The 23082-nt window shown below is 56.8% G+C and carries 23 protein-coding genes; 7 read left to right on the forward strand and 16 right to left on the reverse strand.

The window, feature by feature from the left end; genetic code table 11:
- The first annotated feature begins 56 nt into the window (after positions 1-56).
- The 5 genes from mtaB to BLS30_RS16580 all read left to right on the forward strand — a co-directional run bounded on the left by mtaB (position 57) and on the right by BLS30_RS16580 (position 4835).
- The gene (gene mtaB, locus BLS30_RS16560; protein ID WP_090230492.1) at positions 57-1316 is read left to right on the forward strand and encodes a tRNA (N(6)-L-threonylcarbamoyladenosine(37)-C(2))-methylthiotransferase MtaB; all 1260 of its coding nucleotides are present in this window, start codon (positions 57-59) and stop codon (positions 1314-1316) included.
- Positions 1313-2521: a signal recognition particle-docking protein FtsY gene (ftsY, locus tag BLS30_RS16565; RefSeq protein WP_244512504.1), complete on the forward strand. Its 1209-nt coding sequence runs from the start codon at positions 1313-1315 to the stop codon at positions 2519-2521. The genes mtaB and ftsY overlap by 4 nt, the downstream gene beginning before the upstream one ends.
- A gap of 76 nt (positions 2522-2597) precedes the next feature.
- Positions 2598-3341, forward strand: coding sequence for an inner membrane-spanning protein YciB (locus tag BLS30_RS16570; RefSeq protein WP_076605280.1), 744 nt, complete (start codon positions 2598-2600; stop codon positions 3339-3341).
- A 124-nt stretch (positions 3342-3465) separates the two neighbouring features.
- Entirely contained in the window at positions 3466-4089 is a 624-nt protein-coding gene (locus tag BLS30_RS16575) for a septation protein A (protein WP_090230495.1), read from the forward strand.
- A 347-nt stretch (positions 4090-4436) separates the two neighbouring features.
- Positions 4437-4835, forward strand: a complete 399-nt coding sequence (locus BLS30_RS16580) for a MarR family winged helix-turn-helix transcriptional regulator (protein ID WP_244512506.1) — start codon at positions 4437-4439, stop codon at positions 4833-4835.
- 72 nt (positions 4836-4907) lie between these two features.
- Here BLS30_RS16580 and BLS30_RS16585 read toward each other — a convergent pair whose 3' ends face one another.
- The 3 genes from BLS30_RS16585 to leuB form a co-directional block, all read right to left on the reverse strand.
- Positions 4908-5942, reverse strand: a complete 1035-nt coding sequence (locus BLS30_RS16585) for an aspartate-semialdehyde dehydrogenase (protein WP_090230606.1) — start codon at positions 5940-5942, stop codon at positions 4908-4910.
- A gap of 205 nt (positions 5943-6147) precedes the next feature.
- Positions 6148-6849 carry a hypothetical protein gene (locus BLS30_RS16590; RefSeq protein WP_090230498.1) on the reverse strand — a complete coding sequence of 234 codons (702 nt, stop codon included), beginning with the start codon at positions 6847-6849 and terminating at the stop codon, positions 6148-6150.
- Positions 6850-6895: 46 nt separating this feature from the next.
- Positions 6896-8011 carry a 3-isopropylmalate dehydrogenase gene (gene leuB / locus BLS30_RS16595; RefSeq protein ID WP_046476878.1) on the reverse strand — a complete coding sequence of 372 codons (1116 nt, stop codon included), beginning with the start codon at positions 8009-8011 and terminating at the stop codon, positions 6896-6898.
- Positions 8012-8271: 260 nt separating this feature from the next.
- Between leuB and BLS30_RS16600 the strand changes: the two genes are divergently transcribed.
- Positions 8272-8733 carry a DsrE family protein gene (locus tag BLS30_RS16600; RefSeq protein ID WP_046476881.1) on the forward strand — a complete coding sequence of 154 codons (462 nt, stop codon included), beginning with the start codon at positions 8272-8274 and terminating at the stop codon, positions 8731-8733.
- 86 nt (positions 8734-8819) lie between these two features.
- Here the strand turns inward: BLS30_RS16600 and BLS30_RS16605 are convergent, their stop codons facing one another.
- From BLS30_RS16605 to BLS30_RS16640, 8 genes are all read right to left on the reverse strand, one after another.
- Positions 8820-9524: a VIT1/CCC1 transporter family protein gene (locus tag BLS30_RS16605; protein WP_046476884.1), complete on the reverse strand. Its 705-nt coding sequence runs from the start codon at positions 9522-9524 to the stop codon at positions 8820-8822.
- A 203-nt stretch (positions 9525-9727) separates the two neighbouring features.
- The gene (locus tag BLS30_RS16610) at positions 9728-10318 is read right to left on the reverse strand and encodes a DUF4337 domain-containing protein (protein ID WP_046476887.1); all 591 of its coding nucleotides are present in this window, start codon (positions 10316-10318) and stop codon (positions 9728-9730) included.
- Positions 10319-10359: 41 nt separating this feature from the next.
- Complete coding sequence (locus tag BLS30_RS16615) at positions 10360-10980, reverse strand: 2,3-bisphosphoglycerate-dependent phosphoglycerate mutase (protein ID WP_046476890.1); 621 nt, start codon at positions 10978-10980, stop codon at positions 10360-10362.
- Positions 10981-11020: 40 nt separating this feature from the next.
- Positions 11021-11827 (reverse strand): 4-hydroxy-tetrahydrodipicolinate reductase, encoded by an 807-nt coding sequence (dapB, locus tag BLS30_RS16620; protein ID WP_090230499.1) that lies wholly within the window; start codon positions 11825-11827, stop codon positions 11021-11023.
- Between the two features lie 155 nt (positions 11828-11982).
- On the reverse strand, positions 11983-12513 hold the full coding sequence (gene ppa / locus BLS30_RS16625; RefSeq protein WP_046476895.1) for an inorganic diphosphatase: 531 nt from the start codon (positions 12511-12513) through the stop codon (positions 11983-11985).
- Positions 12514-12669: 156 nt separating this feature from the next.
- Positions 12670-13269: a GNAT family N-acetyltransferase gene (locus BLS30_RS16630; protein ID WP_244466792.1), complete on the reverse strand. Its 600-nt coding sequence runs from the start codon at positions 13267-13269 to the stop codon at positions 12670-12672.
- A gap of 40 nt (positions 13270-13309) precedes the next feature.
- A complete protein-coding gene (locus tag BLS30_RS16635) occupies positions 13310-13765 on the reverse strand; it encodes a phasin family protein (protein ID WP_052743681.1) in 456 nt (151 codons plus the stop codon).
- 321 nt (positions 13766-14086) lie between these two features.
- Positions 14087-15397 carry an ATP-dependent DNA helicase gene (locus BLS30_RS16640; RefSeq protein WP_090230502.1) on the reverse strand — a complete coding sequence of 437 codons (1311 nt, stop codon included), beginning with the start codon at positions 15395-15397 and terminating at the stop codon, positions 14087-14089.
- 264 nt (positions 15398-15661) lie between these two features.
- Here BLS30_RS16640 and BLS30_RS16645 point away from each other — a divergent pair, with 264 nt between their 5' ends.
- Positions 15662-17116, forward strand: coding sequence for a methyl-accepting chemotaxis protein (locus tag BLS30_RS16645; RefSeq protein ID WP_090230505.1), 1455 nt, complete (start codon positions 15662-15664; stop codon positions 17114-17116).
- Between the two features lie 39 nt (positions 17117-17155).
- Here the strand turns inward: BLS30_RS16645 and typA are convergent, their stop codons facing one another.
- From typA to BLS30_RS16670, 5 genes are all read right to left on the reverse strand, one after another.
- The gene (typA, locus tag BLS30_RS16650; protein WP_046479938.1) at positions 17156-18997 is read right to left on the reverse strand and encodes a translational GTPase TypA; all 1842 of its coding nucleotides are present in this window, start codon (positions 18995-18997) and stop codon (positions 17156-17158) included.
- A gap of 322 nt (positions 18998-19319) precedes the next feature.
- A complete protein-coding gene (locus tag BLS30_RS16655) occupies positions 19320-20123 on the reverse strand; it encodes a hypothetical protein (RefSeq protein ID WP_046476903.1) in 804 nt (267 codons plus the stop codon).
- Positions 20124-20195: 72 nt separating this feature from the next.
- Positions 20196-21458 carry an argininosuccinate synthase gene (locus BLS30_RS16660; protein WP_090230507.1) on the reverse strand — a complete coding sequence of 421 codons (1263 nt, stop codon included), beginning with the start codon at positions 21456-21458 and terminating at the stop codon, positions 20196-20198.
- A 176-nt stretch (positions 21459-21634) separates the two neighbouring features.
- On the reverse strand, positions 21635-22393 hold the full coding sequence (locus tag BLS30_RS16665) for a hypothetical protein (RefSeq protein WP_090230510.1): 759 nt from the start codon (positions 22391-22393) through the stop codon (positions 21635-21637).
- A 105-nt stretch (positions 22394-22498) separates the two neighbouring features.
- On the reverse strand, positions 22499-23047 hold the full coding sequence (locus BLS30_RS16670) for a hypothetical protein (protein WP_139165390.1): 549 nt from the start codon (positions 23045-23047) through the stop codon (positions 22499-22501).
- Positions 23048-23082: the final 35 nt, after the last annotated feature.

Consider the following 23082-nt stretch of genomic DNA (forward strand, 5'->3'; position numbering starts at 1 on the left):
CGCAGGGCCGTCGTGCCTATCATCTCAGGCACCCCGCTCATCAACAGCAAATGCGAATGATCGAACCGACCATCATCACCCTTGGCTGCCGACTGAACACCTACGAGTCCGAGGTGATGCGCCGCCACGCCAATGATGCCGGCCTTGAGGATACGGTCATCATCAATACATGCGCGGTGACAGCCGAAGCCGTGCGCCAAGCCAAGCAGACCATACGCAAAATGCGGCGCGATCGGCCCAACGCGCGCATCATTGTCACGGGCTGCGCAGCGCAGATCGAACCGGAAAAATTTGCTGAATTGGCGGAGGTCGACCACGTGATCGGCAACGCCGAAAAACTGCAAGCAGACACCTTCAAAGGGCTGTCGCTCGACGAGAGCGAACGCGTTGTCGTCAACGACATCATGAGCGTCACCGAAACAGCCGCGCACATGATCGATAGCTTCGGATCGCGAACACGGGCTTACGTTCAAGTCCAAAACGGCTGCGATCATCGCTGCACGTTCTGCATCATCCCTTACGGCCGCGGACCGTCGCGATCCGTCCCGGCCGGAGAGGTCGTGAACGAAATTCGCAGGCTCGTAGAAAACGGTTATCCCGAAATCGTTCTGACCGGCGTCGACATGACGGCCTACGGCCGCGATCTGCCGGGCCAGATGACTCTGGGCAAGCTCGTACGCAAGGTCTTAAATCTCGTTCCAGAACTCCGACGTCTACGCCTGTCCTCCATCGATCAAGTGGAAGCCGATCCGGATTTGATGGATGCAATCGCTGAAGAAGACCGGCTCATGCCGCACCTACATTTGTCCATGCAGGCGGGCGACGACATGATCCTGAAGCGTATGAAGCGGCGGCACACGAGTTCGGACGCCATTGCGTTCTGCGAACGCGTCCGCGCCATGCGTCCCGATGTTGCATTCGGCGCCGACTTGATCGCAGGCTTCCCGACTGAAACAGACGAGATGTTCGCGAACACGATGCGTATCGCCGAAGCTTGCGGCCTCACCTATCTTCACGTGTTTCCGTTCTCCCCTCGAACAGGCACACCCGCCGCGCGGATGCCGCAGGTCGCCAAGCCCGTTATCAAGCAGCGCGCAGCACAGCTTCGCGAACTGGGCGATCGGCTCCTGACCACTTATTTGAATAGTCAGACCGGCCGGACCTTTGAGACATTGATGGAAAAGCCGACGTTCGGGCGCACCGAGCAATTCACCGAGATCCTGATCGAGGATATAAACGCCGAACCTGGCGTTCTGATGCAAGCAAAGGTCATCGGCCACGACGGCCGCAGGCTCGTTGGCGAGGCAGTAGTTTGAGCGAGCAAAAAGGCAAACGGCGCGGGATGTTTGGCCGCCTCTTCGGACGCGAGACAAGCGTCGAAGAAACAGGGCCCGAGGATGCGCCCAAAACACCGGATGAGATCCAAAGCCACGAGAGCGCTGAACACACGTCTGACGTTGAAGCCGGCACCGTCACTAACGACTTGAGCGAAGGCGCTGTTACGGACACGCATCCTCGGTCCGGGACAGAGGTCGCCGTGACGGCGGTGGAAGAGTTCTCCCCCGTTGTCGCGTCAGAAGCCCCAACAGAGCCCGAAAAACCCACTCAGCAAAGCTGGTTCCAAAAACTCAGATCCGGCCTGACGAAAACGTCATCACGCCTTTCTGATGGAATCACCGGTATCTTCACTAAAAAGAAACTCGATGCGACAACGCTAGAGGATCTTGAAGACCTGCTGATTCAAGCCGACCTGGGCGTCGACACGGCAATGCGCATTACCGATACACTCTCAAAGGGGCGCTACGAAAAAGGCATTGCCCCCGAAGACGTACGCCGCGTGCTCGCAGAGGAGGTCGAACGTGTTCTGGCCCCCGTCGCCCAAACTTTGGAGCTGAACGCCTCAGCTCGCCCCCACGTCATCCTGGTCGTTGGAGTCAACGGAGCTGGTAAAACCACGACAATCGGCAAGCTCGCCGCAAAATTCGCTGCAGATGGCAAAAAGGTGATGCTCGCGGCTGGAGATACATTTCGCGCTGCTGCAATAGACCAGCTCAAGATCTGGGGTGAACGCACCGGTTCGCCTGTGATCGCCCGTGACGTGGGTGCCGATTCTTCAGGCTTGGCTTACGATGCCTTGAAAGCGGCGCGCGAGGGCCAATATGACGTGCTTATTGTCGATACGGCTGGCCGACTACAGAATAAACAAGCTTTAATGGACGAACTGGTGAAGGTTGTTCGCGTGCTCCGAAAGCTGGACCCGGACGCCCCCCATGACGTGACGCTGGTCCTTGACGCGACCACAGGTCAAAACGCCATGCAGCAGGTCGAAGTATTCCGCGAACGGGCCGGTGTTACGGCCTTGATAATGACGAAATTGGATGGGACCGCCCGGGGTGGAATTCTTGTCTCGATCGCGTCCAAATTCGCCATTCCCGTATATGCCATTGGCGTCGGGGAAGGAGTTGAAGACCTCCAACCTTTCGACGCCGCACAGTTCGCGAAAGCGATAGCGTCCATGTGACGAGAAGAAGACCTGGGGGGCAAACAGTGGTGCTCAACTCGAGGGCCATGCCGAACAAAAAGGAACTGTGGGACTGATGACCCAGCGCCGGCGTTTCTATCCGTTCACCGCCGAACAAACCGTCAATATTTTGAGCGAGTTCGGCCCCCTCGTGGCGATGTTTATCGTCAACGCCATTGCCGGCATCAACGCCGGAACATGGGCACTGATGATCACGACCGGCTTGGCGATGGTTGCCATGCTCCGAGTCCTCGGGCGACTGCCGATCTTTCCACTTATAGCCTCAAGCGTCACCGTCGCCTTTGGCGCCATGACACTGCTGACTGGCGATCCGATGTGGATTCAGATCAAGGTAACGATCTTCAACATCATGTTCGCCGTGTTCTTGTTCGGCGGCTTGATGGCCGGAAAAAATTTCTTCAAGTACATTTTTGAACAGACCTTCCACTACACAAAGGAAGGCTGGGACCGCTTCACCTGGAGCTTTGCTTGGTTCTTCGTTTTGACTGCGATCCTGAATGAGGTGGTGCGTCAAACATTTATCGACACACACGTCTATGACGTGCTGGGCTTTCAGATGGACGGCGTCAACATCTGGATCCTGTTCAAAGTTGCTTTCATCATGCCGTTGTCGGGTCTGTATGCTTGGTATCTGACGCGCCTGATGCAAAAGTACCGTATTGAGGATAAGAAGGCGCCCGCAGAAGTCGGTCCCGGCGGAGTTGCGACCGCAGGCAAGGGCATGGAGTTCGCCAAGCCGAACGAGCAAAAAAAACCATCCTCAACGCTGCGGCAAGCTGGCGCCGATCTCAAGCCTTAAACGTCGTCGAAAACGTGCACACGGATCCGGCCATGAGGGGTTCCCTAATGGCTAGGCGCCTGCCAAAATAATCAACCGAAGCTCGCCATCTCTGCGCAAGAAAACGGCAAGGACGAAGGACGCGATGACCAATTCCGCCGCACCGGACAGCAGAAACAATACCAAGCCTGTCCAAAGCGACGCAGAACCGGCGGTAGGGGGAGCTCAACTCGGAAAAATGTTGCTTGAGGTTGGCCCACTTGGGGTCTTTTTCTTTGCGAATTCGCAAGGCGGCATATTTTGGGGGACGGGGTGCTTTATGGCAGCAACGCTCGTCGCACTGTCCCTGTCTTTCATAATCTATAAAAAAATTCCCATCATGCCCCTCATCTCGGGGGTATTCATTCTTGTATTCGGCGCATTGACGCTTTGGCTGCACGACGATCTCTTCATCAAGATCAAACCAACCCTGGTGAATACCCTATTTGGGTCGATCCTGGCAGCAGGCCTGTTCTTCAATCAATATTTGCTGAAGTACGTGTTTGGAGAAGTCTTCCGTCTGAGGGATGAAGGGTGGAAGTTACTGACGATCCGCTGGGCTATGTTTTTCTTTTTGCTCGCAGCTCTCAACGAGATCGTGTGGCGTAACTTTTCCGACGAGTTCTGGATCAGCTTCAAGCTATTCGGCATCATGCCTTTGACACTCGTCTTCGCGATGTCTCAGGTCGGATTACTCAAGAAATATGATGCAAGTCCGAAAACACCATAGCTGCTCGCCAAATTGTTGACGGAAAAACTCATCATTTCCGAGACACCTGACTTGTCAGGGTAAGGCCGATTATTGGTCGGCCCTAATATAATATTTATGCAGACCTATGGAACCATCCGCATATCTACGTCATTGCTAATTTTTTATGAAACGAAACTCGTTCTGCAGCGTTGACATTCTGTTCTGCGCCTATTTCCAACAACAGCTGACTTCAGATGGCCAAAAAAGCAAAAAGCGCTTCGCCTAAACTCACCTCCGGCTCCTCGCCAAGCGACGTACTGGAACGTTCACCCATCCATCTCCTGCATCGTGCAAGCCAATGTGCGGGCAACATATTTCAGGCCGAGATGGGTACAGAAGATTTGACCCCCCGCCAATATGCGCTGCTCGTTGCAATCGCGCAGAATGAAGGGCTCAGCCAAACCGATCTCGTTCAACGTACTGGAATTGATCGGTCAACCCTGGCCGACGTCATTCGCCGCATGTTGAAGAAGGGTCTCGTACAACGTCGTCGGACCCGGGAGGATGCGCGGGCTTACGCCGTAAAGCTCACCGAGCTGGGGCGGCGCTCCCTGCAGGCATGCGAACCGCTGGCCCGTCGCGTCGACCAACGGATTCTCACCGCACTTCCAAACCAGGAACAGCGGGAGCGGTTCATAGCGGACTTGCTGACGATCGTCTCTGCCCTGGGCAGTATGGAAACGACGATGATCGCAGAGGCACCAAAGGGAAAACGCAAAACCTAGCGTTTCACGTCTTACGTCCCGAAACACAAAAAACCGGCCGCACGTTTTGCGGCCGGTTTTTGCAAGCAATCCTTACGCGGCGGCACGATCCTTCAGAAGCCCGCGATTGATGAGCGTCTCTGCAATCTGAACGGTGTTCAGCGCCGCACCTTTGAGAAGATTGTCTGAAACGATCCAAAGCGCCAGACCGTTTTCGACCGTCGCATCCTCGCGGATACGCGAAACGTAGGTCGCGTACTCCCCCGCGGCTTCGCACGGCGTGACATAGCCACCAGGCTCGCGCTTATCGACGACCATGATCCCCGGGCTCGTGCGCAGAATCTCCCGCGCCTCTTCAACGGTGATAGGGCGTTCAAACTCGATGTTCACCGCTTCCGAATGGCCGACAAAGACCGGCACGCGCACACACGTCGCCGTAAGCTTGATCTTCTTATCAATGATCTTCTTCGTCTCAACCATCATCTTCCATTCCTCTTTCGTGTAGCCGTCTTCCATGAAGACGTCGATGTGAGGAATGCAGTTGAAAGCGATCTCCTTCGGAAACTTGGTCGGTTCGACTTCTTGCCCCGGAACGAACTTACCCTTGGTCTGCGCCCAAAGCTCGTCCATCGCATCCTTGCCCGCACCGGAAACGGACTGATACGTCGAAACAACCACTCGCTTGATGCCGGCCACATCATGAAGGGGCTTCAACGCAACAACGAGCTGAGCCGTCGAACAGTTGGGATTGGCGATGATGTTCTTCTTCGTGAAGCCGGCAACGGCATCCGCATTGACCTCCGGCACGATCAGAGGAACATCGACGTCGTAGCGCCAGCACGACGAATTATCGATTACGACACAGCCTTGCGCGCCAATCTTGGGGCTCCATTCCTTCGAAACGGAAGAGCCAGCCGACATTAGGCAAAGGTCTGTCTGGGAAAAATCGTAAGTCTCAAGGTCGCGGCATTTCAAAACGCTGTCACCAAAGGATACTTCCTTGCCAAGCGAACGCCGCGAGGCAAGAGCGATCACTTCGTCAGCAGGAAACTCACGCTCGGCAAGCACATTCAGCATTTCGCGGCCCACGTTACCCGTGGCACCGACAACGGCGACCTTATAGCCCATAAAGGAATCCTCGAAGTTCATGCCGCCACGGCGGGAAGCATGTTTCCGGTGGCGCGATTAAATGGCGACGGCGTCCCATACTCGGGGTTGACGCGCGTTTCAAGGCGTCTCGCGACAATCCTTAGTGATGGCCCGTCGGCAATTCGGGCCTTCCTTACACGAAATTGGCAAAAAAACGAAACCGGTTACTTAACGCGAGCCCCCGTCAGTCGATGATCCGGCCGAACAACGCGCAATCAACCTTGACCGTCCCACCCAACTTGATGTCGCCGTGCAAGAGGTCAAGAGGCGCGACAACATCGATAGACACATCAGCTCCATCGATGAAAAGCCAGCAAAATGAGTGTCCCGTGGCTTCGTTGATCAGCGTCTCGCAGCCTGCGATCTGCCCCACAACGCGCGCAGTGGCCTCACCCTCCGTGGCTGCACCGGTCGCCGCCAGCTCACCTCGAGCGTGATCGCCCACCTCCTCCAGAAGGTCCACCCGACGCGCAAATCCCGTAAGCCGGACGAGCCAGCGTGCTGGCAGAGGCCGCGTGCTGTGGGCAGCAAAATCAACCGCGTCAAAAATCAGAGGAGACTGCCCACCCGCGTGCGTACGAACCGCGCCAAGGAACGCACCCTCATAGGCATTATCGTGCGGACGCGTGATAGCTCGCTCAACGTCAAGCGACATTTCTGAGCGCCCCTCAAAAAAGGGCGTCAGACCAATGATCTCGCGCTCTCCGTCTTCTGCTGCCCCGAGATGTATCCAAAGCTCGGCTCCGGTACGCGATCGCCAGATCGCGTACTCACCAGCATCTGTGACAAGGCGCTCGCCAGCCTCTCCCGCCAACCGGACAACAAGATCTCCGAGTTCGGCGGCGTTCGTGACACCGAGCCCAATGCAGTCAAAATTACTGGCCATCGGACCTCCGGCTGCAGCGACCTTGTCACCACGACCCTACGAAGTTTTACGATAGGGTCGCTTGAAGCTCTTGCAGGATCGCCGTGCCCATCTGCTCGGTACCGACCTTCGTCTTGCCGTCCTGCATGATGTCCGCCGTGCGAAGCCCACTGTCCAAGACCTTCGCAATCGCTTGCTCGATCGCATCGGCTTGCTGGCCCATGCCGAAGGAGTAGCGCAACGCCATGGCAAAGCTCGCGATCATCGCGATTGGGTTCGCAAGACCTTGTCCGGAGATGTCGGGCGCTGAGCCGTGAACCGGCTCATAGAGCGCCTTGCGCCGGCCAGTTGACCCATCAGGAGCACCCAACGAGGCAGATGGGAGCATACCCAACGAACCGGTCATCATCGCAGCTTCATCCGACAGGATGTCACCGAACAGATTGTCGGTCACGATCACGTCGAACTGCCGCGGGTTACGGATGAGCTGCATCGCGCAGTTGTCAGCGAGGATGAGGTTGAGTTCGACATCCGGCGCATACGCCTTATGCGTAGCCGTCGTTACCTTCTGCCAAAGCACACCGGTCTTCATCACGTTCCACTTGGCCGCCATGTGCAGCTTGTTGGTGCGGACCTTCGCAAGATCCAGCGCCACGCGCACAACGCGATCAATTTCGCGCGTCGTGTAGACCGTCGTATCGACACCACGTTGCTCGCCGTCGGCAAGGTCCACGATCTCTTTGGGCTCTCCAAAGTAGGTGCCGCCTGTCAACTCGCGCACAATGAGAATATCGAGACCTTCAACGAGCGAGCGCTTAAGACTCGAAGCGTCCGCCAGAGCGGGATAGCAAATCGCGGGCCGCAGGTTCGCAAACAGATCAAGATCCTTGCGCAAACGTAGCAAACCGGCCTCGGGACGGTGTTCGTAGGGAACGTCATCCCACTTCTGCCCGCCAACAGCACCGAAGATCACGGCATCAGCGGCATCAGCCTTCGCCATCGCAGCATCGGTGATTGCTTCACCATGTGCGTCGTAAGCTGCGCCGCCAACGAGATCGCGCTCGACCTCGAATGTCACCGAGCTGTCCTGCGAGCCAAGGAAGTCAATGATCTTTTCGACCTCAGCCATGATTTCCGTGCCGATGCCATCGCCTGGCAAAAGGAGCAGCTTGTGCGTTGCCATAGTCTGGGTTCCCCCGCGATTTGATGAGTTTGTGAAGAAATTGTTCTGGATTTCGTCTGATTGGAAGTGCGTACTGCTAGCCCCCGGCGCGTGAGCTTGCAAGCGGTTGCAGCGCATGGAGAGCCATAAAGTCGGCGATTGAACCCGACGCATTCGACAATAAGTTGGGCCTTGTTGACCCCGGGGCTACGAACTCAACGAGCGAAATCGGCAAAGCAAGCCGTCAAACGAATACGCACACAAATTAAAGGGTGAGAAAAATGCTAGGAAAATTAGTATCTTGCCTTGTAGCGTTCGGCACATTGGCTGTCATCGCAGCCCCCATTGCAATGGCGGAAGGCGATCGCTACAGCAAACAGAAAGTTGTCTATCATATTAACTATGATGGTGGGGAAGACGGAAAAGCCTACAAAGGCGCCCTGGGCAACATTCAGAACCACATCAACGCCGTAGGTAAGGATAATATTGACGTCAAAGTCGTTCTGCACGGCGATGGCGTCAACTTGCTACGTGTCGCCAAGGATAATCTTCAGCTGCAGGGCACAGTCTCAAACCTGAAGCTCCAGAATGTCGCCTTCGCCGTTTGCAACAATACCCTCAAGGGCCGCAAGATCGACAAGGACAATGATCTGTTCGAGGTCTTTGACGAAGACATCGTCCCCTCAGGCGTTGCAGAGCTCTCATACCTGCAAGGACAGGGCTACACCTACATCAAGCCCTAGCGTCGGCTCATAACTAGGAGCTGACGGCGGCCGCGATACACACGGCGGCGAGGAAGTTCGCCGCCAACCGGCTTATCGGGATTCACTCAGACACTGACACCAAAAAGCCAACCCACTCCGGCAGTAACAGCCATTGCGAACACTCCCCAACTCACCACACGAAAGGTGGCGCGTAATACCGGTGCAGCACCTGCTTTTGCTCCTAGCGCGCCGAGAGCCGCCAAGGTGATGACCGTGACGACAAGAACAACCGGAATGATCGAACCTGCGGGTGCTGCGAATGCAGCCAACAACGGGATTCCCGCGGCGACACTGAACGTCAGGCCCGAAGTGAATGCGGCCTGAAGCGGATTGGCCGCGTGTACCTCCGACAACCCAAGCTCGTCTCGAACATGGGTGCCCAATGCATCGTGCTCGGTGAGTTCTTTTGCAACGATGAGCGCCGTCTCTTTACTAAGCCCCTTCTCTTGATAGATGGCGGCGAGTTCGGCAAGTTCCGCCTCTGGAAGCTCTTTCAGTGCCTCGGTTTCACGTGCGATGTCAGCCCGTTCCGTATCAGATTGCGAAGAGACGGATACATACTCACCGGCCGCCATTGACATTGCACCCGCCGAGAGACCCGCAATACCCGCTATGACCACTGTACTTGGGTTCGGATCGGCTGCGGCTACGCCGACGATCAACGATGCGACTGACACAACCCCATCGTTCGCGCCCAGGACTGCAGCGCGCAGCCAGCCGCTGCGAGACACGTAGTGCGGGTCGTCCGGATGGGCTGATGCTCGGGGCATGATGCTTCTTCTCCAAAGTTGAAGCTGAGCTTATCCATTGCCGCGAGCGATCGAAAGCGCCGCACGCTCGTAGTCACAATCGAAACCTGTGCTGTGTAAATGCGCGTGCCCGATCCGATTAATGGGCCCGGACCGAAACGCAGGCCAACGGGCCGTGCCTCTGAATCTGGAGACACGCCCTGTAGACACCGGCAAGCGGCAGCTCAGCTTAGGCCCGGAATACTGACGGCCAGCGTAAATCCGTTGATTGTCAGCAGGGCGCCGGCAATCCCTAATACGCCACTCAACCCGAGCAGAGCATTGCCTCCGGAAATAATAGCAATGGAGGCGAGCACAATCGCGATCTGCAAAAGCGCTTGACCGTAGTCAAAGTAAGGATCTTGGGCCATAGCGCGGTCCCGCTCCTGCTCCAGCACCTTTCCTTTGACGAACAGCTCATCGAGCCCCTCGCCACTTGTCGGATCGGTGGTCAGCTTGGAGTCGCTGGCTTTGTGTTCCGCCATGCGCGCCATCAATTGAGCTTTGCTCGCATCATCCAGACCGGGCGACGCAAGAAGCGTCAGCTCAAGGTTCTCGATCTGTGTGCGCACGATCTGTCGACGAAGATTTTTGGCCTGAAAGAAGGCCCAGGTGTTGGACGCTTCTATATTTTTGATCGTGGCCGTCTTCGCCGCATTGTCGCCCCCCATAGCCGCGATGGCCAAGACAACGGCGAGCACACCGATATAAACACCGATCCACCGATCACGGTGGCTCGGCCGCGCGTCATCGACGGCGCCAACCACTTCGTCCATCACATATCCCCCCAACGCCCCGCATTTTAAAGTGCGTACCCTTAGGCGACGAGATCCCTGCGATCTTCGACATGCCCGTGCATCGTCAGCCTGTAAACTGCTGGAACACCCGTAGCGACTTCACGTTCAAGGATCTGCTGCGCCGACAATTCCTCAAGGTACATGATAAGCGCGCGGATTGAGTTGCCATGAGCCGTAACAATAACGTTCTTGCCGGATTTCACAGCGGGCCAGATACGGGTCTTGTAAAAGGGCAGCACACGCGCCGCCGTATCCTTCAAGCTCTCGCCGCCTGGCGGTGGAATGTCGTAGCTGCGGCGCCAAAGAAGTACTTTCTCGTCGCCCCACTTCACGCGCGCTTCATCTTTATTTAGGCCGGAAAGTTCACCGTAATTGCGCTCGTTAAGGGCCTGATCCCGTATGGTTTCGAGGTCCTGCTGTCCCAACTCATCGAGGATGAGCGATAGCGTGCGGTTGGCGCGCAAGAGCGCGCTGGTAAACCCTAGATCAAAGTGGAACCCTTGCGCCTTGAGCAGTCGCCCCGCGCGTACGGCCTCCGCAACGCCCTGCTCGGTCAAGTCCGGGTCACACCACCCGGTGAACAGATTACGGCGATTCCACTCACTTTGGCCGTGTCGGACGAGCACGAGGACGTTGTCCATCTTGAGAAGTTTACCTCCCAGCCGACGATCTAACTCAACCTTAAAGGCCCAGCACGTCGATCATTGAATAAAGACCTGGGGCCTTATCACGACCCCAAAGCGCCGCTTTTACGGCACCGCGGGCAAAAATAGAACGGTCTTCGGCTCGGTGAGTGAGCTCAATCCGTTCTCCCTCACCAGCGAGTATCACTGTATGATCGCCGACGACGCTCCCTCCGCGTAACGACTGCATACCGATTGCGCCCTTGGCGCGCGGCCCAGTGTGACCATCGCGAACCCGAACTGCAGTATCTTCGAGGGAAACGCCACGGCCATCAGCAGCCGCATGCGCGAGCATAAGCGCCGTGCCAGACGGAGCATCAACTTTATGGCGATGATGCATCTCGACGATCTCGATATCGAAATCCATGTCGAGAGCCGCCGAAACTCGTCGCGTAACCGCAGTAAGCAGATTGACACCCAGGCTCATGTTGCCGGCCTTGATAATCCGCGCACGCTCGGCGGCCGCGCGGATCTTGGCCTCGTCTTCCTGACTGAAACCCGTTGTGCCAATCACGTGGACAATGCCGCCACATGCGGCCATATCGGCAAACTTCAACGTCGCCGCCGGAGCCGTAAAATCCAAAATAGCATCTGACGCTGCAATGACCGCCTCGGCGTTGTCACTAACATTGACACCCATCGGTCCGAGGCCGGCCAGCACGCCGATATCCTTGCCCACCGCGACAGATCCAGGGCGTTCCGTCGCCCCGGCCACCACACAACCTTCCGACGCGGCAACGGCGCGCACGAGCTGTTGGCCCATACGCCCCTCAGCACCCATTATCGCGATTCTGAGGTCGTTCATGAACCTAGCTAAGTCCGTTGCTGTTCAGGAGGAGGCCATGGCTATAGCAGCCCCCGGAGACCAGCGAAAGTCTTAGGGGGAAGCCATCACCGCGATACAGATTGCATTGAACGTACGCGGCACCGCAAGTCTACTCATCGCGATGCCGTTACTACTTACGCCTTGGCGGCACGATCAATAGCCTCAAGGATGAGTTGCTTAGCCTCGTCGACATCACCCATATGTTTGATTTTCACCCATTTTCCAGGCTCTAGATCCTTGTAATGGGCAAAGAAGTGCTCGATCTGGCGCATCGTGATCTCAGGGAGGTCCGTATACGACTTAATACGATCATAGCGGCGCGTGAGCTTAGCGCTTGGAACCGCGATGATCTTCTCATCCCCACCGCCGTCATCTTCCATGACGAGCACGCCGATTGGGCGACAGTTCATCACTGCACCAGGGAAAATCGCCCGCGTATTGCACACCAGCACGTCGATAGGATCGCCATCGGCGGATAGCGTATGGGGGACAAAGCCATAATTCCCAGGATAGAGCATCGGCGTATACAAGAACCGGTCGACAACGAGGGTTCCCGCAGCCTTGTCCATCTCGTATTTGATCGGCTCACCGCCGAGCGGCACCTCGATCACGACGTTGATGTCATGCGGCGGGCTCTTGCCAATGGCGATCGCCTCAATACGCATCGGTTCTCTCTCCTTGTCGTATGAAAATAGTGCTTGGCGGACGTGTATCCGACGACGAACTAAACCGCCACAGCATCCGAGCCGCACGCGACATATGGACACTCGTACAGAATTCCCATGGGCTCGAACAACTGGAACAGTCTGGGCGCGACGCACCTATTCCCAAAGATACGCGATCTTCTCGAGCGGATATCCGGAACTACGGTCGAGCCGTTGATAAACGGGCCGGCCACCGCGACGGTCATAGAACCCTCGCGCGACATCGTTCTCGGCCAAAACCCAGATGATCAACCCTTTAAGGCCGCGCCGGTCCATCCGCCATCGGCAAGCCTCAAACAGGATCTCTCCAAAACCGAGGCCCTGATAAAGCGGAGCGAGATAAAGCTCATAGATCTCGCCCTCTTCGCCTCCACCATGGCGCGAAGGGCCGAACGTAGCGTAGCCGGCGACCTGCTCCATCACTTCGAGCAACAGCACACGATCACCTGATCTAAGTGTCCTGCGCCACCAACCACTGCCCCGTCGGGAAATGACTCGGTCGAGTTTATCGTAGGGAATAATGCCCGCGTAAGCATGCCGCCAGGAACGCTGATAGACATTCTCCAGAGCCCCGGCATCCTTAGGCTCGGCATACCTAATTCTTACTGTCGCACTCGACCCCAGCATACTGAGAAGACTAGCAGAGTGAACGCGCTTGCGTGAGAAAATAATCTGGCTGCCATGAAAAAGCGAAGGCGGCGTACCCCGAAGGAGCACACCGCCTCTGACCGTTGACTTCGACCTCGAACGGAGGGGCTTAAGCCGACTTCTTGATCTGGTCGAACGTCTTAGAGGCCGCCGTATTCATCGTCTCAAAAGTCTGACGCGTGACCTTCGTCGAAAGCTCGAACAATTCCTTTGTCTGAGCACCAGCAACAGCAAATTGCTGCTGAAAGAAATTGGCTTGCAGGCGAGCCGCTTCCGGAAGGGTCTTGGCGCGGGCGATGGCTTCCGCTGCGTCAAACACAGCTTCGGTGTTAACAGCAGTATTGTTCACAAGCTTATCGCCAATAGCTTTGGCGCCAGCCTGCGCAGCCAACATCACTTCTTCCATAGCCTTCGCGCCATCTTGAGCGGTCGCGTTGAACTTGGCATAGGCCTCGCGGCTCTTTGCGACGCTTTCTTCAGCGAAGGCCTGAACATTTTCAGGGATGCGGGCGTCTTTGGCGGCGGCAAACATGTCTTGGGCTTGACGTGTAAATTGCTCAGTCATGACAATCTCCTGGGGAAGGTGGCTTTGGGGCGGCGGCACGTAAGAACTGGCCTGAACAGCACTGATAAGAGCTCGTTTCAGCGAAAACTTTCGTCGGTTCTCTGTATCCGACGAAAAGCAATATAGTGCGATTTTTTGTGCGGCGCAACAGAAACTCCCGCAACTAAAGGCGCCGCGACATTTTGCGCTGCACCATGCTCAGACATAAGCGTTTAAGCCGCTCCCAAGCATTTTGGTGCATCTGCGACCAATTGCAAGTCCTATAGAGATTGTGCATATGCTCACAAATCCTACAGGTAATTCAAAAAGTTAAAACCGCGATCAGGCAAGGTTATCGAAAAGATCGCGATAACCCATAGCAGAACGGTCAAAGAGAATATCCCCTGGCCGGAGCGGACGCGCTAACGCGAGCCCTTCCAATGTCCGACAGCGTGACAATGCGACGTATGCTTGACCGTGGGCAAAGGTTCCCCGTCCGAGATCGATATAAACGCGATCTAGCGTGAGACCCTGCGATTTATGGATCGTCAGTGCCCAGGCCAAACGGACGGGAAATTGGGTGAAGGTGCCCGAAACCGTTTCGACAGTCTTGTCCTGCGTCTGATCGTAGGCATACCGACGCGCTTCCCACGCCACGGGCTCGATCTCGTATTCCTTGCCCTCGATCTCGACCCACACCTGGCGTTCTTCCAAGCGCGAAATACGCGCCACGGTACCATTCACCCAGCGACGATCGGCATCGTTGCGCAACAAGATGACCTTGGCGCCAACCTTCAAAATAAGCCGAGTGTCGGTCGGATGCGCGTTCTGATTAAACTCGCCCGTAATATTCGCATCGTAGCAACGAGACTGGGAGGGGAGCGCATCGAGATAGGCCATGTTGATGCGCTGAGCCGCGGCATTAGTCGGCGTAAGGATCACATAAGGATCACCCTCGCTCAGCGTCCGGATCGGCATAACGCGCTCGTTGAGCTCATTAAGATCATCCTCATCCGCCTCACCGTCGCGCACGCGGTTGAGCACGCGAATAAGCGCTTCATCCCGCTGCCGGAACACCTGCGCGAGCTCAATAAGCGCTGTACCCGCACCCTCCCGTAGCGATGGCACCGAGAAAAAGAACGGACCGCCAAAATTCGACTCGAGATGCTCAGCAACCTCTGCCTCCTGAACGACCGGGGGCAGCTGATGTAAATCACCAAACATAAGAAGGCGGCACCCGCCAAAGGGTTCGCGCGGACGACCACGATTGATGCGCAGAGATTGGTCCATCGCTGCCATAAGATCGGAACGGACCATGGAAACTTCGTCGATGATGACGAGCTTTAGGCGTCGCATCACGCGGCCATTGCGGCTCCTGCGAATGTCTTCTGTGCGGATCAGACGTGGCGGCAAACCGAAAAACGAATGGATCGTCTGCCCACCCACGTTCACGGCGGCAAGCCCCGTTGGCGCCAGCACGACCATTTCCCCCTCGACCATGTCCCTTAGGCTTTGAAGAAGGGTCGATTTCCCTGTACCGGCGCGCCCCGTAACAAACAGATGCCCCTCGCCATGCCGCGCGTAGTCAAGCGCCGCTTGGTGTTCTTCGGTCGGAGTCAACCCGGCCGGCCAGACGGCGACGGCGTTGGTCATAGGGCCTGCTTCAAGGGTATTGGCTTCACAACAGCGATCTCGCGCGGCGAGTGGACAACGCACACAAACATCCCGCAAATCAACGGCGCAAGCAGCGCCAAATAGGCGCCACCGAGAGCTTTCTTCCGCTTGGGACGTGCACGGGCAATTGTCAAAATCACCCCCCGGACTGTCAACAGATGAGTGCTTAGCTTCATGCAAGCTAGGTAACAGAGAATACCCCCGCACGGGCATTTATATTTTAATTTGGAAGCGATATTAGCCATGCTGCAATTGCAATCAGATACATCCCAACTCGTTCCATCCTCATCAACAACATCGGAGGTCAAGAATACTGACGCGCTCCTGAATCGCTTTGCTCAGGACGCCACGACGACAGCTCATCGACTCGCACACGTATCATGCAACATCGAGGAACTCTCAAAGCACATGACCGAGCAGGATGTGCTGCTGAACGAAGTGCGTTGTGAAATGAAGGAGTTGCAGGGCGAGAACTCTCTGATCGCGGCCAGCGCGCAGGAATGCCTGGCCGTAGCTGACCAAGCCAGAGAGAACATAGCGCAGTCTGTCCAACAGGTCCGCGCTTCCATCTCCAGCATGGAAGCGCTAGCGACGACCGTGTCAGAGGGGCAGACTTTGATCGCCTCGCTACGCGAAGCCCTCACCGAAGTGGCGCGAGCCGCCCAAGGCATCGAAGTCATCGCGCGTCAAACCAACATGCTCGCACTGAATGCAACGATCGAAGCCGCACGAGCCGGGGAAGCTGGTCGTGGCTTCGCTGTAGTGGCCAATGAAGTGAAAACGCTCGCAGGCCAGACAGCGAGCGCCACAAAAGCCATCGCGGGCACCGTTGCGGACCTGGAAGGCAAGTCCCAGCAACTGCTGCGTCAGGGAGAGAACAGCTCAAAGCTCGCGGAGACCACAAGATCGGCGTCGTCCGTGATTGGCAGCACACTCGATGGCGTCGAAGCCAGCGTGAAACAAGTTGTCGACGAAACTTCCGGAATCTTGAAAGCGGCAACCGCCATCGACACACGCGGAGCTGCTTTAGCTGGAACCATTGATGGGCTGGCCACTGTTTTCGAGAAGACCGGACAGAACCTTGTACGCACGAAGCAGCGAATGACGGATCTACAGATCTCGACCGAAGCCTTGGTTGAGACCACCATCGATTGCGGTATCGAAACCGCGGACTCACGCTTCGCCACCGAAACGCAGCGAGTTGCGGCACAAATCTCGGAAATCCTCAGCCAGGCTGTCAACTCTGGCACCCTCGATCACAGCACGGTCTTCGATCGCAGCTACCAAGCCATCGCCGGCACCAACCCGGAGCAGTTTCGCACCCGCTATCTGGATTTCTTCGACCACACCTTGCAGCCAATCTTCGATCGCGCCTTGAGTTTCGATCCGCGTTGCGTCTTCTGTGCCGCGATCGACGAGAACGGCTACCTGCCGACACACAATTCAAAGTTCTCGCGGCCGCAGGGCGATGATCCCGTCGAAAACGCTGCACGAAGCCGCAACCGCCGCTTCTTCAACGATCGCGTAGGTTTGGGTGCAGGACGCAACCAGAAGCCTTGCCTTGTTCAGACCTATCAGCGCGACATGGGTGGTGGTCACTTCGCCGCCATGGTCGATCTGTCGTCGCCAATCTACGTCAATGGAAAGCACTGGGGCGGGTTGCGCCTGGCCTATGCGTTAGACACCACCGCAAATTAGGTCCAGCCGAGGTCGTTGCGTTGGACGCGCCAACGTCGCTTAAGCGACGTTGGCGTCAGCAGCCTCGGCTTCCTTCTTGCGCTCTTGCTTCTTGCGTTCGTTGGGGTCAAGCCAGCGCTTGCGCAACCTGATGTTTTCCGGCGTCACCTCAACAAGCTCATCGTCCATGATGTAGCTCATTGCCTTTTCAAGCGACAAACGCATCGGCGGTGTCAGAATCAGCGCATCGTCCTTGCCGGAAGCTCGGACGTTGGTCAGCTTCTTACCCTGAATGACATTGACGATAAGGTCATTGTCGCGGGTGTGTTCCCCGACGATCATCCCTTCGTACACGCGCGTCTGCGGTCCGATCATCGATGGCCCGCGATCCTGCAGGTTGAACAGCGAATAGGCCGTAGCCTCGCCATTGCCATTTGAGATCAGAACCCCTGTACGACGCCCGGAGATCTCACCCTTATAAGGTGCGTATTCGTGGAAGATTCGGTTCATCACCGCCGTACCGCGCGTATCAGTAAGCAACTCGGACTGATAGCCAAGAAGACCACGCGTAGGCACATAAAGTACCATGCGTGTGCGTCCGCCGCCGGAAGGGCGCATCTCAATCAACTCGCCCTTACGCTCGGAAAGCTTCTGAACAACGACGCCGGAGTGTTCCTCATCGACGTCAATAATCACCTCTTCGATGGGCTCAAGCCGCTGCCCCGTTGTCTCATCTCTCTTGTAGACAACACGCGGCCGCGACACCGTAAGCTCAAACCCCTCACGCCGCATATTCTCGATCAGAATAGCGAGCTGTAATTCTCCGCGCCCCGCAACATCGAAAGAGTCCTTCTCAGCCGTTTCGGTGATCCGAATGGCGATGTTGCGTTCTGCCTCCTTCAACAACCGATCGCGAATGACGCGGCTCTGAACCTTATCGCCTTCTTGACCAGCGAATGGCCCGTCGTTGATGCGAAACAGCATCGAGAGAGTCGGTGGATCGATTGGCTGAGCGGCTAGCGGCTCCGAAACCTCTGGATCACAAAGCGTGTCCGCAACCGTCGCTTCACTCATCCCAGCAATCGCGACGATATCACCAGCCTCGGCCAGATCGACCGACGTCATCTCAAGGCCGCGGAAGGCTAACACTTTCGACACCCGGAAATTCTCGACCAACGAGCCGTCGTGATGCAACGCTTTGAGAGCCTGGTTAGGCTTGATACTCCCGGACGTAATGCGCCCCGTCAGAATACGGCCAAGAAACGGATCAGCCGTAAGCGTTGTGGCAAGCATCCGCGTCGGACCAGTGTCAACCTTCGGGGGCGGCACATGACGCAGGACCAAGTCGAACAGAGGCGCGAGACTTTCCTGCGGCCCAGCCGGATCTTCAGCCATCCAGCCGTTACGGCCCGAACCGTAGAGAACCGGAAAATCGAGCTGTTCGTCATTCGCGTCACAATTAGCGAACAGATCAAAGATGTCGTTCAGAACGTCCTGATGACGCTCGTCCGGCCGGTCGATCTTGTTGATCGCAACGATCGGCCGCAGCCCTTGTTTCAGGGCTTTCGACACGACGAATTTCGTTTGAGGCAAAGGACCTTCTGAAGCGTCGACAAGAACGATGGCACCATCAACCATGTTGAGAATACGCTCAACCTCACCACCGAAATCAGCGTGGCCGGGCGTATCGATAATGTTGATCCGCGTGTCCTTCCAAACCACCGATGTGCACTTGGCAAGAATAGTGATGCCGCGCTCGCGCTCAATATCGTTAGAATCCATCGCCCGCTCGGCGACCTGCTGATTTTCTCGGAACACACCTGACTGTTTCAGCAGTTCGTCCACGAGGGTTGTTTTGCCATGATCGACGTGAGCGATGATGGCAATGTTTCGCAATTCCATGAAAACTCCGACATCGGATAATGTATTGATACGGTGCCGCCCAATTTTGCAGCGCACCATTTTGTCGCCGGGACGTAGCATATTGCAGGCTGAACCGCCAGCGGCTTGCCGCACAACCTCCCGGAGCGATCCAAAGCTCAATCTCAGCAATTTGCCGCCACGGTTGGTCTTAACCACGCCTTTGCTCCGCTTCAGCAAAGGGGGCTCTAGGTTTCGTGACGCGGCGACGAGAGACGCTTATATGGCAATGAGAACGCGCCAGATCAACTAAGACAACTTCGAACCCTGTCCAGCTCCAGCGCCCGCGTCACGATTGACGGTGTCATCGGGCGACGGTCGGAGGAACGCTTTCACGGGACCTCTCCTGGCTGTCCGCACCACCGTTCTCGTCTGCGTAAAGCCCCCACAAGAAGGCATCGATATCCGGCCGCTGAGACGCATCTCGGTCCTGTTGTCGCCTTTGCCGATTTTGCCGTTTGCGAGCATAACTTCGTGCGCCGGGCCGTTTTAGGCGGCGTCCGGCAGCGATTAGCAAAGGATGGCGCGGCTCTTCCAGATCCAGCTCTTCGAGGAAATTTTCGCGGAGCGCAAAAAAGGACTGCATGATCGCATCGCCAGCGAGTTTGCGCTCTTCTGCAGTAATATTGGAACGCTTGCGTGGATCGACCGATTGTAGCGCACGGCGCATATCGTGGAGCGGTGCGTAAGGATAAAGCCCGATCAGATCATCCGTCTCGCCGGCGTTCTTATAAACGACCCGCATCGTATCGATGACTTCTGACACCCGGCAGTAAGCCTCGATGTAATCATCCGCCGAAGGGTTCTGCTTTTCGCAGAAGGTGAACAACGCCGACTTCGTCCGAACAATGCTGCGCCATTCGTCTTCCAATGCGGTGACGAAGCTGGCGCGCTTCTGAAAGACGTTGGCCAGATAGGCAGCAGCCAACGTGGCGATCAGAAGCGCCATATCACTCACGAGCTTGTAGATCTTACCGGCTGCGGCGAGAAATGCTGGAGGAAGCCCCGGAACGAGATCGGCAAACGTCGCGAGAAAGGACACTCCGATCACTAGGAGTATCGAAACGTAAACCAGCCACAGCTTCTTATTGAGACTGGTCCGGGTCATCGGGCGGCTCGCGGCACGGGCATCACACTCCTTCGAGCGACGACGCCTTGTGCCTAGCCCCGGACAGGCGTCTTACGCCCCACCACGATTGCGCAAACCCAGCGTCCTCAATCTCAGCGCCTGCAGACGGATGAACCCTTCCGCATCCTTCTGATCATAAGCGCCTTTATCGTCCTCGAACGTAACCAGCGTTTCCGAATAAAGCGATTGCGGACTGCTGCGTCCAATGACGATCACGTTGCCCTTGTAGAGTTTCAGCCTCACTTCACCCTCGACATGCTCTTGGCTCTTGTCGATCAGAGCCTGCAGCATCTCCCGCTCGGGTGAAAACCAGAAGCCGTTGTAAATGAGTTCAGCGTAACGCGGCATCAACTCGTCTTTTAAGTGCGCTGCGCCGCGATCCAGCGTCAGGCTTTCAATTGCCCGATGCGCCGCGAGCAGGATCGTTCCACCCGGCGTTTCATAAACACCGCGCGATTTGATGCCCACAAACCGGTTCTCGACAAGATCGACGCGCCCAATGCCGTTATCGCGGCCGAGATCGTTCAACCGCGCCAAAATCGTTGCCGGCGAAAGCTTCTCACCATTGATGGAAGCGGCATCGCCCTTGGCAAATCCGATCGTGATGACGGTCGGTTTATCGGGTGCATCCTCCGGCGCGATTGTCCGCTGGTAGACATAGTCTGGTGGCTCGACGTTGGGGTCTTCGAGTACCTTGCCTTCCGATGACGAGTGCAAAAGGTTCGCGTCGACAGAGAACGGAGCTTCTCCGCGCTTGTCCTTCGCCACGGGGATCTGATGCTTCTCCGCAAACGCAATCAGGTCTTCGCGGGAATTGAAATCCCACTCCCGCCATGGCGCGACAATGCGGATAGATGGCTCCAGCGCGTAATAGCCAAGTTCGAACCGAACCTGATCGTTGCCCTTCCCGGTTGCGCCGTGACAGACAGCATCAGCCCCAGTCGCCCGGGCAATTTCGATCTGCTTCTTGGAGATGAGCGGCCGCGCGATCGACGTTCCAAGCAGGTAAATACCCTCGTAGAGTGCGTTGGCCCGCAGCATCGGGAAAACATAATCCGCGACGAATTCCTCGCGCAGATCCTCAATGAAGATGTTCTCAGGTTTAATGCCCAGCAGTTCAGCCTTGCGGCGAGCGGGCTCCAGCTCTTCACCCTGTCCCAGATCAGCAGTGAAGGTAACAACCTCGGCGCCATACGTTTCCTGCAGCCACTTGAGGATGATTGAGGTGTCAAGGCCACCGGAATAAGCGAGCACGACCTTTTTGATCTTGCCTGCCTGTGCCTTGTCGCTGCCGTTTGAATTGCCCGAGGCCATGTGTCTTCCCGTCGCTGAACCGCGCACCGTCCATCAGTGCTGCGTGTATGAAAGCATGCGACGCATGACGCATCGCGCGCCGCACTATAGGCATCGCGCGAACGCCGACAAGCGGGACACCAAGATATTTGGCTGCGTCAAAGAGAGATTCGTACCGACCCGTCGGCCGCTATGCCTTACCAGAAGCCCACGCGCCCCAGGTCGGAGAGCATCGTTAAGCCCTCAGCAGAGAGCGGAGCTATCAAGAACAGCAAAGCAAATGGCGCAGCAACAGGAGCCGAGTTGACGATACGAGCCACGGCATGACCACCGCTCGAGCGGTAGCTCACCACCGCCGACTCAACGGACTTGGCCGCGGTATTCAGCGCATCCATAGCCGCGACATTGGCCTGCGCCGTCGGCCAAGCCACAGTTTGTGGAACACCTATAGCCATCATTCCGCAGGCCATCGGCCAAGCCATGGCCGTGCGCGGATCAGACATTGCCACCCATGGAGCGAAGGGCCCCCACATCCACGTCGGAAACCCCAAAAGACTGTCATTCGCGGAACCGGGCATTGCCGACATCTGACTGGCCCCCATCCAAGGCATCATGCAGGCCCATGGCCCAGCGGGTGTCGACGCGCGGCTTGTCGATGATGAAACCTCAGGCGGCGGCACATACCACGACTTCGGCTTTTCCGGAGCCGGGGCAGGCACAGCCGCCTTCAGCATTTCCGTCCAATAGCCAGCTGCCTGTTCCGCAAAAGCAGCATAAGCAGCCCCCGTCGCTGTCAGATAGCCAAAGGCCGCATCGCTGCAGCACTTGTTAATGCGGGTTTGAGCCTGTGCATCAAACATGGCGATCAAACTTTCCTCTGCGGAATAAGGCGACGGATAAATCTGGCTGCCTTCGCCCTGGCGAGTATTTTTGCCGATCGCGAAATAGTGCCGCACCAAAAGTACTTCAATTTTTGCAGTGCAACAAGGCGAACTTGACGCGGAAGCTGAATTTTAATGCAGCAAGAGCTCAAATGAGGCCGATCTTCCGGCATACACGCTTTAGGCTTGTAGCTGCCTGCCGCTCCTAGGCGCAGACCCGGTACCATTGACCCGAGCATTCAGTTTGACCTGCGCCAAACGCTCGTCCTGAGGTGCGGACTCGCCGGTCGCGTCCCGTCCCTCACCGTTTCCGTCCCTAGCTTCGCCTCGGCGCGCCACAAAATCGGGCTTAGGAGGAGGAGATCGCCGTCCCGCAACACGGCCGGCAATCACCCAATAAACATAACCACCGATCACTCCGGCAAAGAGGTAGGCGGCAACAGCATACGCATTGGCAATCGTCGGGATGCCTGACGGCTCGGACGCATACAAAGCGGCAAAACCCAAAAGAGAAATAAGCAGACCAGCAAAACCATAGTACGGCCACCCACGGATACGGAGCCAATGGGCGAGACCGATTGCAATCGCCGCGAAGGGGAGCGCAAATATCGCCGATTGAGTGGCAACTGCGAGGATTAACGCACCAGCACGCGCGAGCCGCTCCAATTGAGCGTCAGGACCCAAAGCCAAAATGTCGGCCGGCGTTATAACGAAAGCGACCTTCGTCATCGCTGCCGCCAGACAGGCGAATACAAACCCCAATA

It is taken from the genome of Filomicrobium insigne (assembly GCF_900104305.1).
GTDB lineage: Bacteria > Pseudomonadota > Alphaproteobacteria > Rhizobiales > Hyphomicrobiaceae > Filomicrobium > Filomicrobium insigne.

Excerpts from the sequence above, each read along its gene's own strand:
- mtaB (WP_090230492.1), top strand. The coding sequence starts at position 57 with ATGATCGAACCGACCATCATCACCCTTGGCTGCCGACTGAACACCTAC.
- BLS30_RS16570 (WP_076605280.1), top strand. The coding sequence starts at position 2,598 with ATGACCCAGCGCCGGCGTTTCTATCCGTTCACCGCCGAACAAACCGTC.
- BLS30_RS16575 (WP_090230495.1), top strand. The coding sequence starts at position 3,466 with ATGACCAATTCCGCCGCACCGGACAGCAGAAACAATACCAAGCCTGTC.
- BLS30_RS16580 (WP_244512506.1), top strand. The coding sequence starts at position 4,437 with ATGGGTACAGAAGATTTGACCCCCCGCCAATATGCGCTGCTCGTTGCA.
- BLS30_RS16585 (WP_090230606.1), bottom strand. The coding sequence starts at position 5,942 with ATGGGCTATAAGGTCGCCGTTGTCGGTGCCACGGGTAACGTGGGCCGC.
- BLS30_RS16590 (WP_090230498.1), bottom strand. The coding sequence starts at position 6,849 with ATGGCCAGTAATTTTGACTGCATTGGGCTCGGTGTCACGAACGCCGCC.
- leuB (WP_046476878.1), bottom strand. The coding sequence starts at position 8,011 with ATGGCAACGCACAAGCTGCTCCTTTTGCCAGGCGATGGCATCGGCACG.
- BLS30_RS16600 (WP_046476881.1), top strand. The coding sequence starts at position 8,272 with ATGCTAGGAAAATTAGTATCTTGCCTTGTAGCGTTCGGCACATTGGCT.
- BLS30_RS16605 (WP_046476884.1), bottom strand. The coding sequence starts at position 9,524 with ATGCCCCGAGCATCAGCCCATCCGGACGACCCGCACTACGTGTCTCGC.
- BLS30_RS16610 (WP_046476887.1), bottom strand. The coding sequence starts at position 10,318 with ATGGACGAAGTGGTTGGCGCCGTCGATGACGCGCGGCCGAGCCACCGT.
- BLS30_RS16615 (WP_046476890.1), bottom strand. The coding sequence starts at position 10,980 with ATGGACAACGTCCTCGTGCTCGTCCGACACGGCCAAAGTGAGTGGAAT.
- dapB (WP_090230499.1), bottom strand. The coding sequence starts at position 11,827 with ATGAACGACCTCAGAATCGCGATAATGGGTGCTGAGGGGCGTATGGGC.
- ppa (WP_046476895.1), bottom strand. The coding sequence starts at position 12,513 with ATGCGTATTGAGGCGATCGCCATTGGCAAGAGCCCGCCGCATGACATC.
- BLS30_RS16635 (WP_052743681.1), bottom strand. The coding sequence starts at position 13,765 with ATGACTGAGCAATTTACACGTCAAGCCCAAGACATGTTTGCCGCCGCC.
- BLS30_RS16640 (WP_090230502.1), bottom strand. The coding sequence starts at position 15,397 with ATGACCAACGCCGTCGCCGTCTGGCCGGCCGGGTTGACTCCGACCGAA.
- BLS30_RS16645 (WP_090230505.1), top strand. The coding sequence starts at position 15,662 with ATGCTGCAATTGCAATCAGATACATCCCAACTCGTTCCATCCTCATCA.
- typA (WP_046479938.1), bottom strand. The coding sequence starts at position 18,997 with ATGGAATTGCGAAACATTGCCATCATCGCTCACGTCGATCATGGCAAA.
- BLS30_RS16655 (WP_046476903.1), bottom strand. The coding sequence starts at position 20,123 with ATGACCCGGACCAGTCTCAATAAGAAGCTGTGGCTGGTTTACGTTTCG.
- BLS30_RS16660 (WP_090230507.1), bottom strand. The coding sequence starts at position 21,458 with ATGGCCTCGGGCAATTCAAACGGCAGCGACAAGGCACAGGCAGGCAAG.
- BLS30_RS16670 (WP_139165390.1), bottom strand. The coding sequence starts at position 23,047 with ATGACGAAGGTCGCTTTCGTTATAACGCCGGCCGACATTTTGGCTTTG.